11 protein-coding genes and 2 tRNA genes are annotated in these 15,841 nt (G+C 50.1%); 5 read left to right on the top strand and 8 right to left on the bottom strand.

What is annotated here, in order from left to right; all coding sequences use genetic code 11:
- Positions 1–185 precede the first annotated feature (185 nt).
- Positions 186–1,847 carry a glycosyl hydrolase family 8 gene (locus MJZ25_08145; GenBank protein MCQ2124139.1) on the top strand — a complete coding sequence of 554 codons (1,662 nt, stop codon included), beginning with the start codon at positions 186–188 and terminating at the stop codon, positions 1,845–1,847.
- A 248-nt stretch (positions 1,848–2,095) separates the two neighbouring features.
- Here MJZ25_08145 and nifJ read toward each other — a convergent pair whose 3' ends face one another.
- Positions 2,096–5,665: a pyruvate:ferredoxin (flavodoxin) oxidoreductase gene (gene nifJ, locus MJZ25_08150; GenBank protein ID MCQ2124140.1), complete on the bottom strand. Its 3,570-nt coding sequence runs from the start codon at positions 5,663–5,665 to the stop codon at positions 2,096–2,098.
- 288 nt (positions 5,666–5,953) lie between these two features.
- Between nifJ and MJZ25_08155 the strand changes: the two genes are divergently transcribed.
- The 3 genes from MJZ25_08155 to MJZ25_08165 all read left to right on the top strand — a co-directional run bounded on the left by MJZ25_08155 (position 5,954) and on the right by MJZ25_08165 (position 11,783).
- Complete coding sequence (locus MJZ25_08155; GenBank protein ID MCQ2124141.1) at positions 5,954–6,589, top strand: hypothetical protein; 636 nt, start codon at positions 5,954–5,956, stop codon at positions 6,587–6,589.
- A 128-nt stretch (positions 6,590–6,717) separates the two neighbouring features.
- Positions 6,718–7,782 (top strand): response regulator, encoded by a 1,065-nt coding sequence (locus MJZ25_08160; GenBank protein ID MCQ2124142.1) that lies wholly within the window; start codon positions 6,718–6,720, stop codon positions 7,780–7,782.
- Between the two features lie 17 nt (positions 7,783–7,799).
- Complete coding sequence (locus tag MJZ25_08165) at positions 7,800–11,783, top strand: response regulator (GenBank protein MCQ2124143.1); 3,984 nt, start codon at positions 7,800–7,802, stop codon at positions 11,781–11,783.
- Between the two features lie 64 nt (positions 11,784–11,847).
- Here the strand turns inward: MJZ25_08165 and MJZ25_08170 are convergent, their stop codons facing one another.
- The 3 genes from MJZ25_08170 to MJZ25_08180 all read right to left on the bottom strand — a co-directional run bounded on the left by MJZ25_08170 (position 11,848) and on the right by MJZ25_08180 (position 13,428).
- A complete protein-coding gene (locus MJZ25_08170; protein ID MCQ2124144.1) occupies positions 11,848–12,111 on the bottom strand; it encodes a zinc ribbon domain-containing protein in 264 nt (87 codons plus the stop codon).
- A gap of 14 nt (positions 12,112–12,125) precedes the next feature.
- The gene (locus tag MJZ25_08175; protein MCQ2124145.1) at positions 12,126–12,344 is read right to left on the bottom strand and encodes a hypothetical protein; all 219 of its coding nucleotides are present in this window, start codon (positions 12,342–12,344) and stop codon (positions 12,126–12,128) included.
- Between the two features lie 85 nt (positions 12,345–12,429).
- Positions 12,430–13,428 (bottom strand): class II fructose-1,6-bisphosphate aldolase, encoded by a 999-nt coding sequence (locus MJZ25_08180; protein ID MCQ2124146.1) that lies wholly within the window; start codon positions 13,426–13,428, stop codon positions 12,430–12,432.
- Positions 13,429–13,644: 216 nt separating this feature from the next.
- On the opposite strand from MJZ25_08180, the gene MJZ25_08185 reads away from it, so the two are divergent.
- Complete coding sequence (locus MJZ25_08185) at positions 13,645–14,844, top strand: RICIN domain-containing protein (protein ID MCQ2124147.1); 1,200 nt, start codon at positions 13,645–13,647, stop codon at positions 14,842–14,844.
- A gap of 112 nt (positions 14,845–14,956) precedes the next feature.
- Here the strand turns inward: MJZ25_08185 and MJZ25_08190 are convergent, their stop codons facing one another.
- The 4 genes from MJZ25_08190 to MJZ25_08205 all read right to left on the bottom strand — a co-directional run bounded on the left by MJZ25_08190 (position 14,957) and on the right by MJZ25_08205 (position 15,824).
- Positions 14,957–15,316 (bottom strand): hypothetical protein, encoded by a 360-nt coding sequence (locus MJZ25_08190; protein ID MCQ2124148.1) that lies wholly within the window; start codon positions 15,314–15,316, stop codon positions 14,957–14,959.
- 135 nt (positions 15,317–15,451) lie between these two features.
- Positions 15,452–15,527 (bottom strand) — tRNA-Asp (locus MJZ25_08195).
- A gap of 25 nt (positions 15,528–15,552) precedes the next feature.
- A tRNA-Val gene (locus tag MJZ25_08200) sits at positions 15,553–15,627 on the bottom strand.
- Between the two features lie 8 nt (positions 15,628–15,635).
- On the bottom strand, positions 15,636–15,824 hold the full coding sequence (locus tag MJZ25_08205) for a hypothetical protein (GenBank protein ID MCQ2124149.1): 189 nt from the start codon (positions 15,822–15,824) through the stop codon (positions 15,636–15,638).
- Positions 15,825–15,841 lie beyond the last annotated feature (17 nt).

Below are 15,841 nucleotides of genomic sequence, written 5' to 3' on the forward strand. Positions count from 1 at the left end.
AGGCTTTTCAACCGAACGACCCATATATAGAAATAAGAATAAACCTTGTCAAGGCGAATGCCTTATTTTTCTTCATTTTTCTAAAAAAATTTTTCAACAAAATTCAAGCAACTGTTGTAAAACCGTACAACTCTTTCTTTCCTATTCCTCTAAACATCTTTTTGGTTGGTGTTTAATTTTAGGGCATGACTATGAAAAAACTCTCTACTCTCTCTCTCAGCTTGCTGCTTGGCGCAACCGTAGCCTCTGCAGCAGAAACTATCTACACCGCTCCGTCTTTCTTTGATGACGGCGCTTACTTCGGCCCGGATTGCGATCAGACCAACTACTCTGGTGCATATTATACCGGTGACTACACCAGCCCCTTCAAGACCTACTTGGGTAAGACCGACGCTGAAATCCAGGAAAAGATGGATCAGCTTTGGAATCACTACTTCAAGGGTGATAACAATTCCAAGGTCTACTACGAAAATGGTAACGAAGCTTATATCAAGGATATCAACAATAACGATGTCCGTTCCGAAGGTATGTCTTACGGTATGATGATTGCCGTGCAGACTGGACACAAGGAAGAATTTGACAAGCTTTGGAATTGGGCCAAGAACCACATGTGGCATAAGAGCGGTGACTGGGACGGCTACTTTGCCTGGAAGCGTGGCGACAATGGTCAGGGTGGCGACGATAACTGCGCACCCGATGGCGAACTTTACTTCATGATGTCTCTCCTCTTTGCTGCAAACCGTTGGGACAATTCTCAGTATATGGAAGATGCTCAGTACATCCTGGACAAGATGTGGAGCAACTATAACCACAAGCTCTTCAATCAGGGCAACTACATCGTTACCTTCCAGCCGACTCAGGGCAACACCGATTTCTCTGATCCGTCTTATGACCTGCCGGCTTACCTGGATCTTTTCGCTCGCTGGTCTACCAAGCAGCAAGATAACTGGGCCAAGGCAACTAAGGCTACCCGCGATCACTTGTACAAGTCTTCCAACAGCCAGTCAGGCTTGTTCACTGACTACAATAACTTCGATGGTACTCCCCATGGAGTAAGCTTCAACGGCGACGCTGACAAGTATATGTACGATGCCATGCGTTGTGCCATGAACTTCGGTATGGACTACTATCTGTTCGGTGCCGATGCTTCTCGCCAAGAAGAAATGGCTAAGCGTATCATCAACTTCTTTGAAAAGGATGGCTATAAGCACGCTCGTTTCAACTGGGATGGCTCCAATCCTCGTGAAAGTTACACCTTGGGCGAAACTGGTGCCAATGCTGTGGCAACCTATGCTTTGATGAATGATCCTTCCTATGAAGCTGCTATCAAGAAGAACCTCAAGATGGCTTGGGATGCTAGCCTCATGACCGGTCAGTATCGCTACTACGATGGTTTGGTTCATTACCTCTCCATGCTCCACCTGTCTGGTACTTTCAAGATCTGGAAGCCGAAGCCGACCGTGGAAAAGAAGTCTATTGACGGCAACGAATACAATGGCGTTACCTACGACAAGGAAACCACCATCAATGCCTTCGAAGGTTGCAAGCTCTACGAAGTGACCATTTCTGGCAAGTCTACTCAGGCTTCTATTGACACAACCACCAAGGATACTTCTCTCGCCATCAATTCTTCCGTGAAGTCTTTGACTGGCGCACGTGTGTGGTCCACCAACAGCTCTATCGTGATTGAAAATGCAAAGGTTGGCAGCAACATCACCGTTACCGACATGAACGGCCGCGTGATGATGCGTTCCAAGGTTGGCTCTGCTTCTCAGGAAGTGCGCTTTGCAAACCGCGGTGCATTCCTGGTGATGGTCGGCAACAAGACCTTCAAGGTTATGAAGTAATTCTGCGCTAAGCGATTAGAAATTCATATATCTATCCAGAACAGGACGGTCATTTGACCGCCCTGCTTTTTTGTATTGAGGGGCTCGTTCAAACAAAAGTCCGCCGATGAGTAGACGAGTCGCGCTATGTGCAAATTCTTCGGTGGGGGAGGAGGACTTTTATGAGGCAACAACGTTTGGCTTGAATAAACAAAAAAAGGGCTCCTCTTGCGAGGAGTCCCTTTTTAACCGTTAGGCTTTAGCCTTGATTACAGGCTAATCAAACCTTCAGTGTCCTGAGACATTGCGGTGTAGAATGCAAAGCGTGCATCCACTTCCTTCTGGAGGTCTTCGGCCAGCTTCTTAGCAACTTCCGGGTTGTTACGGGTGAGCTGCTTGTAGCGGTTTTCGGTGTAGATGTATTCTGCAACCGGAATAGTCGGGGCCTTGGAGTCGAGAACAAGGGGTGCCTTGCCTTCGGCGGCGAGAGCCGGGTTGTAGCGGAGCAGAGTCCAGTAACCGGAATCCACAGCCATCTTCTGGTGTTCCAGCTGGCTGTTGAGATCGAAGCCGTGGTTGATGCAGGGGCAGTAGCAGATGATCAGAGACGGACCATTGTGAGCTTCTGCTTCCTGGAGAACCTTCAGGGCCTGAGCGTCGTTTGCGCCGATGGCGATACGGCCAACGTACACATTCTTGTAGCTCATGGCGATAAGACCGAGGTCCTTCTTGCCAGCGCGCTTACCAGCGGCAGCGAAGAGGGCGACGGCGCCACGGTTGGTGGACTTGGAAGCCTGTCCACCAGTGTTGGAGTAAACTTCAGTGTCGAGGACGCAGATGTTCACATTTTCACCGGTTGCCATGACGTGGTCGAGACCACCGTAACCGATGTCGTATGCCCAACCGTCACCACCGAAGATCCATACGGACTTCTTGACCAGGTAGTCTGCGAATTCGTCGCGGAGGCTTACGGAAGCTTCGTCGGTTGCACCAGCGAGAGCTGCCTTCAGTTCAGCAACGTTAGCGCGCTGAGCCTGGATGCCTGCTTCGTCGGACTGATCCTGAGAAGTGAGCTTAGCCTTGAGTTCGGCAGGAACGTTCACTGCTTCGAGGAGGCTTACAGCCTGGTTTGCATGCTTGGTGATTGCAAGACGCATACCGAGACCGAATTCAGCGTTGTCTTCGAACAAGCTGTTAGCCCAAGCCGGACCACGGCCTTCCTTGTTCTTTGCCCACGGAGTAGTGGGGAGGTTACCACCGTAAATGGAAGAGCAGCCAGTTGCGTTTGCTACAACCATGCGGTCACCGAAGAGCTGAGAAACGAGACGGACGTAAGCGGTTTCGCCACAGCCTGCGCAGGAGCCGGAGAATTCGAACAGAGGTTCGAGGAGCATAGCCTGCTTGACAAGGTTCTTGTTAACCTTGGTGCGGTCAAATTCGGGGAGGTCAACGAAGAAGTCCCAGCACTTGCCTTCCTGAACCTTGATGGGTTCCTGCGGCACCATGTTGATGGCCTTCTTGCCTTCTTCGTTCTTGTCCTTACCGATACAAGCCTGAGTACAGACGCCGCAACCAGTACAGTCGTAGCTGGAGACGGAGATTGCGAATACGGGCTTTTCGGAGCCTTCGAGCTTGAAGCCCTTGGCAGCGGTGAACTTGAAGCCTTCCGGTGCGTTAGCAACAGCGGATTCGTCCACAACCTTCACGCGGATAGCAGCGTGGGGGCAGACCATAGCGCACTTGCCGCACTGAACGCAAGCGTCCGGATTCCAGGACGGGATGTTCAGGGCCAGGTCGCGCTTTTCGTACTTGGTGGTACCGGTGGGGAATACACCGTCGCAAGGCATCTTGGAAACGGGGAGCTTTTCGCCGTTGCCCTTGATGATTTCTGCAGTCACTTCGTTGACGAATGCAGGAGCGTTGCCGTGGATCGGAGCGCGGAATTCCTTGGTGCTGGTAACAGCGGCCGGAACCTTGACTTCGAAGAGGTTTGCAAGAGAAGCATCGATAGCGTCCCAGTTCTTCTGGACCACTTCCATACCCTTCTTGGCGTAAGTCTTTTCTGCGTACTTCTTGATGTACTTGATAGCAGTATCAGAATCAAGAACGTTGCCCAGCTTAGAGAAGAAGCAGGTCTGCATCACAGTGTTGATGCGACGACCCATGCCGGTCTTAGCAGCCACTGCGTATGCGTCGATCACATAAACCTTGAGCTGCTTCTTGATGATGACTTCCTGAACCGGACGGGGGAAAGTATCCCAGACGGTTTCAGCGGAGTGCGGGGTGTTGACCAGGAAGGTTGCGCCCTGCTTTGCATACTTCAGCATGTCCACGGATTCGAGATGCGGAGTATGGTGGCAAGCAACGAAGTCAGCTTCGTTTTCACCGATCAGGTACGGAGCGTCGATGATGCTCTTACCGAAACGGAGGTGAGAAGTGGTCATAGAACCAGACTTCTTGGAGTCGTAAACGAAGTAACCCTGAGCGTTGTTTTCGGTTTCGTTACCGATAATCTTGATGGAGTTCTTGTTTGCACCAACGGTACCGTCGGAGCCCAGACCGAAGAACATGGCCTGGAAGAAGTCGGAATCCAGCTTGAAGTCCGGATCGATGGGGAGGCTGGTGTTGCAGACGTCGTCGTTGATACCGACGGTGAAGCGTGCGCGCGGAGCTTCGAGAGAAAGTTCGTCGAAGATAGCCTTGACCATTGCCGGGGTGAATTCCTTGGAGGAAAGACCGTAGCGGCCGCCGATCATCTTCGGCATAGCCATCTGGCCTGCCATGACGGCTTCAGAAACAGCGGTAAGAGCGTCCTGGAAGAGCGGTTCGCCTGCGGAACCCGGTTCCTTGCAGCGGTCGAGAACAGCGATCTTCTTGACGGTCTTGGGGAGAGCAGCAACAACTGCTTCCATGGGGAACGGACGGTACAGACGTACGTTTACGAGACCGACCTTTTCGCCCTTGGAGTTGAGATACTTAACGGTGTCACCGATGGTGCAGGTAGAAGAGCCCATGGAGATGATGACGCGTTCTGCATCGGGTGCGCCAACGTAGTCAACAATGTGGTACTGACGACCGGTGAAGGATGCAACCTTGTCCATGTACTTCTGGACGATTTCCGGAACTTTCTTGTAGAAGGGGTTCACGGTTTCGCGGCCCTGGAAGTAGACGTCCGGGTTCTGAGCGGTACCGCGCATGGTGGGGCGGTCCGGAGTGAGGCAGCGTTCGCGGCAAGCCTTCACATACTTTTCGTCGATGACGCTACGGATAACGCCGTCTTCGAGAGCTTCGATCTTCATGACTTCGTGAGAAGTACGGAAACCGTCGAAGAAGTGAACGAACGGGACGCGGGATTCGAGAGTAGAAGCGTGAGCCACGAGAGCCATGTCCTGGCATTCCTGAACGGAGGAAGAGCCGAGCATAGCGAAACCGGTCTGGCGGCAAGCCATGATGTCGGAGTGGTCACCGAAAATAGAAAGGCCCTGCATAGCAAGAGCACGGGCGGTCACATGGAAGACGGTCGGGGTCAGTTCGCCGGCGATCTTGTACATGTTGGGGATCATCAACAGAAGACCCTGGGAAGCGGTGAAGGTAGTGGTCAGAGCACCAGCCTGCAGAGCACCGTGAACGGTACCGGCAGCGCCACCTTCGGACTGCATTTCAAAAACGCGGGGAACCTGACCCCAAATATTCTTCTTGCCTGCTGCACTCCAGTTATCGGCGTGTTCAGCCATCGGGCTAGACGGTGTAATCGGGTAGATAGCTGCCACTTCGCTAACTGCAAAAGCAACGTTAGCGGTAGCTTCGTTACCGTCACACGCAATCATCTTCTTTGCCATGTGTGTCTCCAATTATTGTGTTAGTTATATAAAATCGTGATTTTACAAAAATCCAACGTAAATTTACTTAGTTTTTTTAAGGAAAAGCGAACTTTTTTCAAATTTTTCCTAAAAATTACCGATTTTTTTAACGTCCTGTGTAAAGGTGTGATGAAAAACGGACTTGCGGAAGGCAAAGTTCGCTTTTAAAAGCTTACAAAATTGTTATTTGTGCTTAAAACGGCTATTTTTTCCTGAAAATTTTTTATTCAGACCGACGCAGATTGTTTTATTTGTAACTTTTGGCCTATGGAAAGCACACCGAGAAATTTGAGACTTTGGCTGGTCACCTGCCCAGATGGTTTTTCTGCAGAATACGAGGACATCGAGGAGATGTTCCGCCGGGGGCTTTCCCGCTTGATTCTGGACAAGAGAAGCCGAGGCGGTCAGCCGAGAGCTACCGACGACGAATACGAGCGTTGGCTCCTGAGCCTTTCCATGGAATACCGCGACCGCATCTGGGTTCGTGGAACCCCCGACTTAGCCAACCGTCTGGATGTCCGCGGATGCGTCACCGAGGCCCGCAGCCTCATGGGGGAGGTTCCGGAATGCTGGAAGCGAGTAAACTGCGTCGCCCTCTGCAATAGTCTCGAAGAATACAACCAGTTGCCGGACTGGGTCAGCGGAGCCCTCATCGGCCCCTTCTTCCAGCCTCTTTCCGCATTGGAACCGGTGAAAACCTTAGACTCCGCAATCCTCAATTCCCTTCAGGAACCGGTGAGAATTCCCTTAATCGCCTGGGGCGGGGTAGAACCCGAAACCATGGCGGATTTCAAGAAGCTGCCCTTGGCCGGAGTGGCTACCTTAGGCGGAATCTGGAACTACGCAGACCCCATCAACGCCTTTATCAAGCTCCAGAGAGCCTGTTCTAGTCACATAATGTGATGAAACGCATAAGAAAAAAATAAGAAATCCCGATTTTTAGGCTAAAAAAGCCACTTTTTGTTCCAAGTTGGAATAAACTAGAATGATTTATTTCATTGTGGATGCATTTATGTACATATATTATGACCATGGAACTAGGTAGAGCGAAAATTTTGGTCGTTGACGATACCAAGACGAATATTGAAGTCTTAGAGGGTATCCTTTCTAACGACTACGACATGTATGTAGCCCTTAACGGAAAAAAGGCCATCATGCTGACAGAGAAGGTGAAGCCGGATCTAATCCTTCTGGATGTCATGATGCCCGAAATGGACGGCTACGAAACTCTCAAGCAAATGCGAATCCAGGGTCTTGTGGATAATACCCCGGTGATTTTCTTGACGGCAAAGGCCGACTCCAAGAGTGAACAAACCGGCCTCGACCTTGGGGCTGTAGACTACATTACCAAGCCCTTCAACCCGGACTTGGTTCGCCTCCGTATTAAGAACCAACTTGAATTTAAGCACCAGCGCGATCATCTCAAGGATATTGTTAACGAACAGACGAAGACTCTCCGAAGAACCGTCAATGTTCTTTTGACCAGCTTGGGTGCCTTGGCAGAACACCGCGATACAGATACCGGTGAACACATTAAGCGTACCCAGGTCCTCGTTGAAATGCTTGCAAACAAGCTTAGGGTCCATCCCAATTTTGCAGAAGCCATTCCCAACCAGGATTTTGTTGATTTCTATGCAAGTGCCGCTCCACTTCATGACATCGGTAAAGTGGGTATTCCCGATGAAATTTTGCATAAACCCGGCCGACTGGATGAAAACGAACGTGCCGTCATGAGCGAACATCCGCAAATCGGTTTCGACGTGCTTACCAGGGCAACCCGCGAACTTGGCGGAAACCCCCTGATCAAGATTGCTGCAGACATTACTTTGTACCATCACGAACGTTGGGATGGTCTTGGCTATCCCACAAAGAAGAAGGGCGCAGAGATTCCTGTTGGCGCACGCCTCATGGCTGTGGCTGACGTGTACGATGCTCTAGTTTCCCGCAGACCGTATAAGGAACCGTTCCCTCACGATGTTGCAGTAAACGAAATTAAAAAGGGAAGTGGCACACAATTCGACCCGGATGTTGTGAATGCTTTCATGGAAATCGAAAGCGAGCTCCCTTCTATTTACGACAAATTTAAAGATGCTTAGCTCTTTAAGGAGTTAACATGACCCATAGTCCTTTAAACGCGCAACGTAGACGACTTCGTTGGAAGATTTCTCTCGTTTATACCATACCTGTACTCGTTGCCGCCTTGATTCTTGTTTTTGTCTTTTCTTCCGCAGTAAAGGACATCCTTGTCACATCATCCTACAAGTCTACCGAAGCAACCTTGCAAGACAAGGTTGTTAATGATTTGGATGGACTTCTGGAAAAGTACAAAGTTTCTTTTTTGAATGCTGCAAAGAAGATGCAGGCCAACGTGGCCAAGGATATGCAGTCCAGACCTCTTCTTTACAGGCAGTATCAATCGAAAGACGGCATTGTGGATGTCTATTACGGCAATAAGGACGGTGAATTCCTTTCGGGTCGTGGCATCAAGCTGAATACAGAAAAATCTGAAATCAGAACCAAGGCCTGGTACCTTGAATCCTCTAGAAAGCGTGGTATTGCAGTCACTGGTCCGGAAGTTCGTTCCGATATTAATAAACAGGTCATGACCATTTCTTATCCGATTTGGGACAAGAACAAGAAGTTTAGAGGCTCCATCGCCGAAGATATCGACCTGTACAAGATTCGAGTTGCCATGGGAAACCTTGCCCGAGATGAAGGCGGCATCACCGTCTTGATGGGTACGGAAAATGACAACATGTTCACCTATTTCCCGTACGAAACAAGCCGAGGAAAAATTCTTCAAGATACCGTATCCAACTTGCTGCAACTTATTTCCGGCAAGTACAGTGCCGACACTCTGAAGGCGGGTACAGTCCTCCGTTTTGAACAAGCTAACCAACAGCATCAGCAGATGGTCTTCATGGTGGCACCCCTCAAGAACTCTCCGTTCTATGTGGTGCATGTCATGCAGCAGAACAAGATCATTGCCGGTATCGAAAACAACCTTTCCAAGGTTCTCTTGATTGTGGCCATCGTTGTTCTTATAATGATGGGCCTTGCAGCCTTGATTGCCCATATTTTGTTCATCAAGTTTATTCAAAAAGACTTGAATGAAAGTGTCAGCTCCAGTACCATGTTTGACACGTTGCTAGGTAGCGACAACTTCAGATTGATTCTTACAAACGATTCCTTTGACATTCTTCATGCCAGCGCCTATATCGTAGACTTCCTAAACGATGGGGAAGACATCAAAGGCGATATCCTCTTCAAGTATTTCCCCTCGGATCATTTCAAGAAGTTTGCTCACCGCGTAGCCATGGGCGGCGAAATGCTGGCCAGCGAACGTAAGATTCTTGTTCCTGTTCGTAATACTGACGGAGAAATTGCATGGTGGAGCATTGTGTTCCAGGTGCTTGTGGAAGATGACGGTGCCATGCGCTACCTCTTCATGATCAACGATGAAACCAGCGGCATCCAGAAGGATACCATCTTGGATACCATCATGACTTCTGCAGACCACTCCATCGTCATGATTTTTGATCGCGCCCGTAAGATCAAGTACGTATCCAGACAGCTGGCTGAATTGCTTGGCGTGGAATGGAGAAAGATGATCGGCCTTTCCCTGAAGGACTTGAAGGATGTGGGCATTCCTGAAGAAGTGATTCATTCCTTGAAGACCACCTTCGACAAGAAGGAACTTTGGAAAGATTCCTTTGCCTTGAAATCCAGCAGCAACCAGAATGAAATTTGGTTCCGTGGCGAAGCTTGTACCTTGAAGGTGCAGGAATCCGTGGTGGGTTACATGGTGACCATGATTGACATTTCCGAAGTGGTGGAGGCTCGACAAATCGCCGAACAGGCTACCTTGGCAAAGAGCGAATTCTTGGCCAACATGAGTCACGAAATCAGAACTCCGATGAACGCCATTATCGGTATGGCCCACTTGATTTCCGAAACCCAGCTTGACGAACGTCAACACAGTTTCGTGGACCGCATCAGTAGCGCAGCAAAGTCCTTGCTTGGCATTATCAACAACATCCTGGACTTCTCCAAGATCGAAGCCAAGAAACAGGAACTTGAAATCACCCAGCTTGTACTTCAAGATGTTATCGGCGAAGTGGCAGCCTTGGCTGAAGTTCGTATCGCAGGCCGTCCCATTGAATTAATTGTGGACGTGGATCCTGAAATTCCTGAAGTATTGATGGGTGACCCCCTGAGACTTTCCCAGATTTTCACAAACTTGATCAATAACGCCACCAAGTTCACAGAAAAGGGCGACATTACCTTGATTGTCAAGCTTCTCCAGAAGAAGGGCAACAACGTAAAGCTTTCCTTCTGTGTAAAGGATACGGGTATCGGTATGACCCCGGAACAGGTGGCCAAGTTGTTCAATGCCTTTACCCAGGCCGACGGCTCTACAACCCGTAAGTACGGCGGTACCGGCCTTGGCCTCGTGATTTCCAAGTCCCTGGTAGAATTGATGGGCGGCCAGCTCCAGGTTGAAAGCGTTGCCGGCGTCGGTTCCCAGTTCTTCTTCACCATTACACTGCCTGTGGCACCCAACGCAGAAGAACCCCGATGGACTACGGTACAGACGTTCCGCAACAAGAATGTCTTGCTGGTGGACGATTGCGACAACCTTCGCGATGTGCTGCGCCATTACCTCGAGAAGTTGCAGTGCGTTGTGGAAGAAGCCCATTCTGTGGATGAAGCCCTTGACTTGGTGCAGGCTCATGAAGAAGCCGGCGAAGATCCCTACGACTTGTTCCTGGTGGATTACGCCATGCCCATTACGAACGGTCTGGAATTCGCCCGCGGCCTGAATCCTACGATGCTGAACATTCCTAAGGTGTTGATGCACCCGCTGGATTTTGACGAAGCACACACCACCATGGCTACGGAACTTGGCTTCAACAGCTTTATCCCGAAGCCGCTGCAGATCAGTTCCCTGCTGAGTGGTATGCAGGAAGCTGTAGGGGAGGATTTGACCTACCAGAAGGCCTCCAAGAAGGAAAAACGCAAGATCTTCTTCAAGGAAGCAAAGATCCTGTTGGTGGAAGACAACCAGATGAACCAGGAACTTGCAGTTTCCTTGCTGAATAGCGTTGGTCTTACTGCAATGATTGCAAACAACGGTAAGGAAGCCCTTGACCTGTTAAAGGAAAATGCATTCAACCTCGTTCTTATGGACATCCAGATGCCCATTATGGATGGTCTTACCGCCACCAAGGCAATCCGTTCCCGTCCGGAAAAGTACTTCAAGGAAGTGCCGATTCTCGCCATGAGTGCCCGCGCCTTCCAGAAGGACACCGAGGAGTGCTTGCAGGCCGGCATGAACGCCCATATCGTAAAGCCCATCGACCCGACGCTCCTTTACGAGGAAATGGCGAAGTTCCTGCCCATCGACTCCAACGCCGATACAGATAACATCGTTGATATCATGAAAAAGGAAGAGGAGGATGTTTCTTCTGAAGACGAAGCATTCATTTCTATGTTCCAGAAGATTGATAACTTCGACGCAAAACTTGGCTTGTACCATGCCAACCGCAATAGAAGCGTCTACCTGAAGATCCTCCAGGGCTTTGTCAGAGACTTCAATAATCGTCATGGTTCTATCTTAAAGCATATTGGCAAGGATCAATACGAAGATGCCGCAAGAATTGCCCATACGGTGAAGGGGCTCAGCGGTACCATGGGTGCCACAGCGATGCAAGCCATTGCCTTAAAGTTGGAAACGAGACTGCTCCAAAAGGAATTTGACCAGAACGAATACAACGAGTTTGATATTACTCTGATTAACCTTGTGGAAGGCCTTGAAAAGGCTTTGGCAAATATCGCTTCTGAACAGAACAGTATCACGGAAAAGAAGAAGGATCCTGAGGCCCAGAACAAGCTTAGGGACGCCATCGGAAAGCTTAAGGATGCTGTGGAGTCCTGCTCCTCGACCCATTGCAAACGCGCCCTGGACGACATCGAAAACATTGCCTTCGAAAAGGATCAGGAACGTATGTTGCAAAAGCTAAAGGAACAGATCGACGACTACGACTTTACCGAGGCCGAAGAAACTCTGGAAGCCTTGGAAAAGACATTGGGATAGAAAAAAGAACCGCACGGGTAACCGCGCGGTTTCTTTTTTGACGAGAAAAATTAGAGCCAGGTTACTAATGCAGAACCATGGCTGCCATAAAGGCTAGAGCTACAATGATGGCAGCGATGGTGCCGACGATGCCCATTCCGCTGGGCTTCTTCTTGTTGCCCTGGGAGTCCTCTCCAAACTCGTTCTCCAGGATTTCGTCGTAGTCGGGGAGTTCTTCGTCGGCGAATTCAGCACCGTCTTTCCAGCCGGTGTCTTTGTTGCTACCGCAGTGGCGGCAGAAAGTTGCGCCAGGTTTAAGTTCGGCGCCGCAGTGGGGGCAAGTATTCATGGAAATTTCTCGGTTTATTCTTTGATATAACAGGCTTCTTCTACGGCAATGTCACATGCTATTGAACCTAAGATTGAATCTTCTACATTTTTCATGCATTCTTTATATGTGTTTTTTTCGCATTCTGGGTCAAATGTTTTACCTGCTTCTGTGGAGGAATTTGAGTCGCAGCCTCCACAAAAACATGCTGTGAAAACAAGTGCAATTGAAGCGATGTATTTTGAGCGTGTCATATTTTCAATATACAAAAAAGACCTGCCTTGTGGGGCAGGTCCTTTTCATGCTTGTTAGAAATTTGCGAGCGGAGCTCGCAATCTATTACAGCTTGTCGTTAGAACCAAGAACGTCGACGATCTTGTGTTCGTACATCTTCTGCATGTTTTCGCGAGCCGGCTTCAGGTACTGACGCGGGTCGAAGTGATCCGGGTGTTCGTTGAAGTACTTACGAACTGCAGCAGTCATAGCGAGACGAGAGTCGGAGTCGATGTTGATCTTGCAAACTGCAGACTTGGAAGCCTTGCGGAGCTGTTCTTCCGGAATACCAACTGCATCGGGGAGCTTACCGCCGTTTTCGTTGATGGTCTTAACTTCGTCCTGAGGAACGGAAGAAGAACCGTGGAGAACGATGGGGAAGCCCGGGAGTTCCTTTTCGATGGCTTCGAGAACGTCGAATGCCAGGGGAGGCGGAACCAGGATGCCGTCAGCGTTGCGAGTGCACTGTTCCGGCTTGAACTTGTAAGCACCGTGAGAAGTACCGATGGAGATTGCGAGAGAGTCGCAACCAGTACGGGTAGCGAAGTCAACAACTTCTTCCGGCTTGGTGTAGTGAGAAACTTCAGAAGCAACTTCGTCTTCAACACCGGCGAGAACACCGAGTTCAGCTTCGACGGTAACGTCGTGAGCGTGAGCGTATTCAACAACCTTCTTGGTGAGGGCGATGTTTTCTTCGTACGGGAGAGAAGAACCGTCGATCATAACGGAAGAGAAGCCGTTGTCGATGCAGTCCTTGCACAGTTCGAAAGAGTCACCGTGGTCGAGGTGGAGAACGATCTGCGGATTTGCGCAGCCGAGTTCCTTGGCGTATTCAACAGCACCCTGAGCCATGTAGCGGAGGATGGTGCCGTTTGCATAGTTACGAGCACCCTTAGAAACCTGCATGATAACCGGAGACTTCTGCTTGACGGAAGCCTGAACGATAGCCTGCATCTGTTCCATGGTGTTGAAGTTGAAAGCCGGGATAGCGTAGCCACCAGCAACAGCCTTAGCAAACATTTCCTTGGTGTTGACCAAGCCGAGTTCCTTATAAGAAACTGCCATTTTTTTACCTCTTGTTTTTGTAATGGCGACTTGCGCCGCCGGTTTAAGAATTACGGGTTTGAATTTAGCAAAAATGCGCCCGTTTGGAAACGATAAACGGAAAAAATAAGTGTTTCGGGCACCTATTTTGGCTCGACCTGTAGCCTGCGTCAATTTTTTACTTGATGTTGTTACAAATTTTGGATAAATTTCACAATGGTGTTGGACTGGAGTGTTATGAAGAAAGCCCTTATTGTACCCATTTCTGCAATTTTCGCACTGACTATGGCGGTCAGCGCCCAGGCAAAAGTGGAATATCACCTGAACAAGGTGGAAAATCCTTCCGAAGACGAACTGGATGCCTACAAGCGCATCTCTGCGGCCATGGATTCCGCGGTGTATATGTACAACAAGTACACCCACATGTCCAAACACATCGAAGTTTACTACAACACTGGCGTCCAGACTGCGGATGCCAGCTACAACGGCACCATGCGCTTTGGTGCGGGCCGAGCCTACATGAACGTACGTACCGCCATGCACGAAATGGGCCACACCATGGGCATGGGTACCACCAGCGAATACCGCGACATGCTTAAGGACGGCGTGTTCCAGGGTGAAACGGCCCAGGCCAAGCTGAAGGAATTGACCGGCGATCCTACCGCCGTGCTGAAGGGCGATAGCCAGCATTTCTGGCCCTACGGCCTGAACTACGATTCCGAACTCCATTCTGAACAGGACTTGATTATCCACTGCCAGATTGTAGAAGCCATGTACCAGGACATCTTCAAGGAGAAGTTCTACATGACCGCCCGCGTCAAATCCCTGACCGACGGCAAGTGCATTGGTCGCACGTCGACAAACGGCCTGGAAATGATGGACTGCTCCGGGGAAGAGACCGAGGCAAAGATTTGGAGCATCGGCGACAACCCGGTGACCTACCGTTTTGAATACGGAGACCGCGTGATTGATGTGCCCAACGAATCCACTGCCGCAGGCGTTACCCTGGGAACTTACTCTTGGAACGCGGGCGCCCACCAGCGCTATGTTCTGGAAGAAGCCCCCGTGAATACGCCCAACGCATTCTACCTGCAGAACTACAAGAGCAAGCTCTACATGCTGCCTTCTGGCAAGAACATTGTGCAGGACCAGCGTAGCCGTGACATCAATTCCGGCGTATGGATTTTCGTGCAGGTGGCAGAAAACGGCGAAGGTGGGGTAGGCGACACTACTATTGCCGATACTACCGCCCGCGACACCACAGGCACAACAGTCGGCGACACCACAGAATCCATCCGCAAGCTGGATCGCGTCAAGGCCCGTCTGTTGGCTCCGAACCCCCAGCAGTTCGACCTGAAGGGCCGCGCCCTGGGACGAGAACGCGCCCTTAACGCTAGCCGCCGTCAGATCAAGTACATCAAGATTTTCGAAAAATAACCGCGAGCAAAAAAATCTGCGAAAAGCCTACCTTCAAAAAATTAAAGCCCGTGCAGTGAGCGCGGGCTTTTGTTTTTTATGTAGAGGGACGTCGCGATAAATCCAGAGTCAATTACTTCGTAGTCAAATTCAGAGAATCCAGAGCTTCGCCAGCAAGAGCTACACAGCGGTTGCAGGGAATAATGGCGTTGGGGCGAATCTCACGGCAAAGGGTACAGCCTTGCGCTCCCTTCTTGAAAAATTCAGCCAACTCCTCGGCGTGTTCTGGTTCCAGCAGTTTCGCTGCATGCAATGCGCCGCAGGTTCCGTCCGGAGAACGGCCGCCACAGTAGGCTTTCATTTCTTCTGCCAAGGCAAGCGCCTCTTCATCGGACTTTCCTTTGGCACGCCAATAGCCATAAGCCAGGGACACTGCACAACGACCGTGGTTCAGGTGGTAATCCTTTGCGATGTCGGAAATCTTTTCAGCCATATGAAAACCTCAAAGAGGAATGTAGCAAAAACCTGAGAGGCGCGCCGCACCTACGAATGCGTCCCTCGGAACCTATAACGAATTCACACATCCTATAAATGTGAAAAAGACCCCTCAAGTGAGGAGTCTTTTTCGCGGGATAGACGAGGCTTGAACTCGCAACCTCCGGCGTGACAGGCCGGTGCTCTAACCAAAATTGAGCTACCACCCCAAAACGTTTCCGTTTTATTTGGTAGTGGGCGATAACGGATTCGAACCGCTGACATTCTGCTTGTAAGGCAGACGCTCTGAACCAGCTGAGCTAATCGCCCGAATGGGTTTACTTATCGTCTTTCTTGCCCTTCCAGAGAATTCCAAGAGGAATGATCACCAGGTAGGCGAGGCAGAGAATAAGAGGTGCAACCGTGAGAGAAACCGGATTATCAGCAGGGCCTGTTGCCAGGCAGAGGAAACCGATAACGAGGAGCAGGACACCGACTGCAATCAAAACGAGATTGTTCTTTTTCATCAGTTACCTTAACCTGT

Source organism: Fibrobacter sp. (assembly GCA_024399065.1).
GTDB lineage: Bacteria > Fibrobacterota > Fibrobacteria > Fibrobacterales > Fibrobacteraceae > Fibrobacter.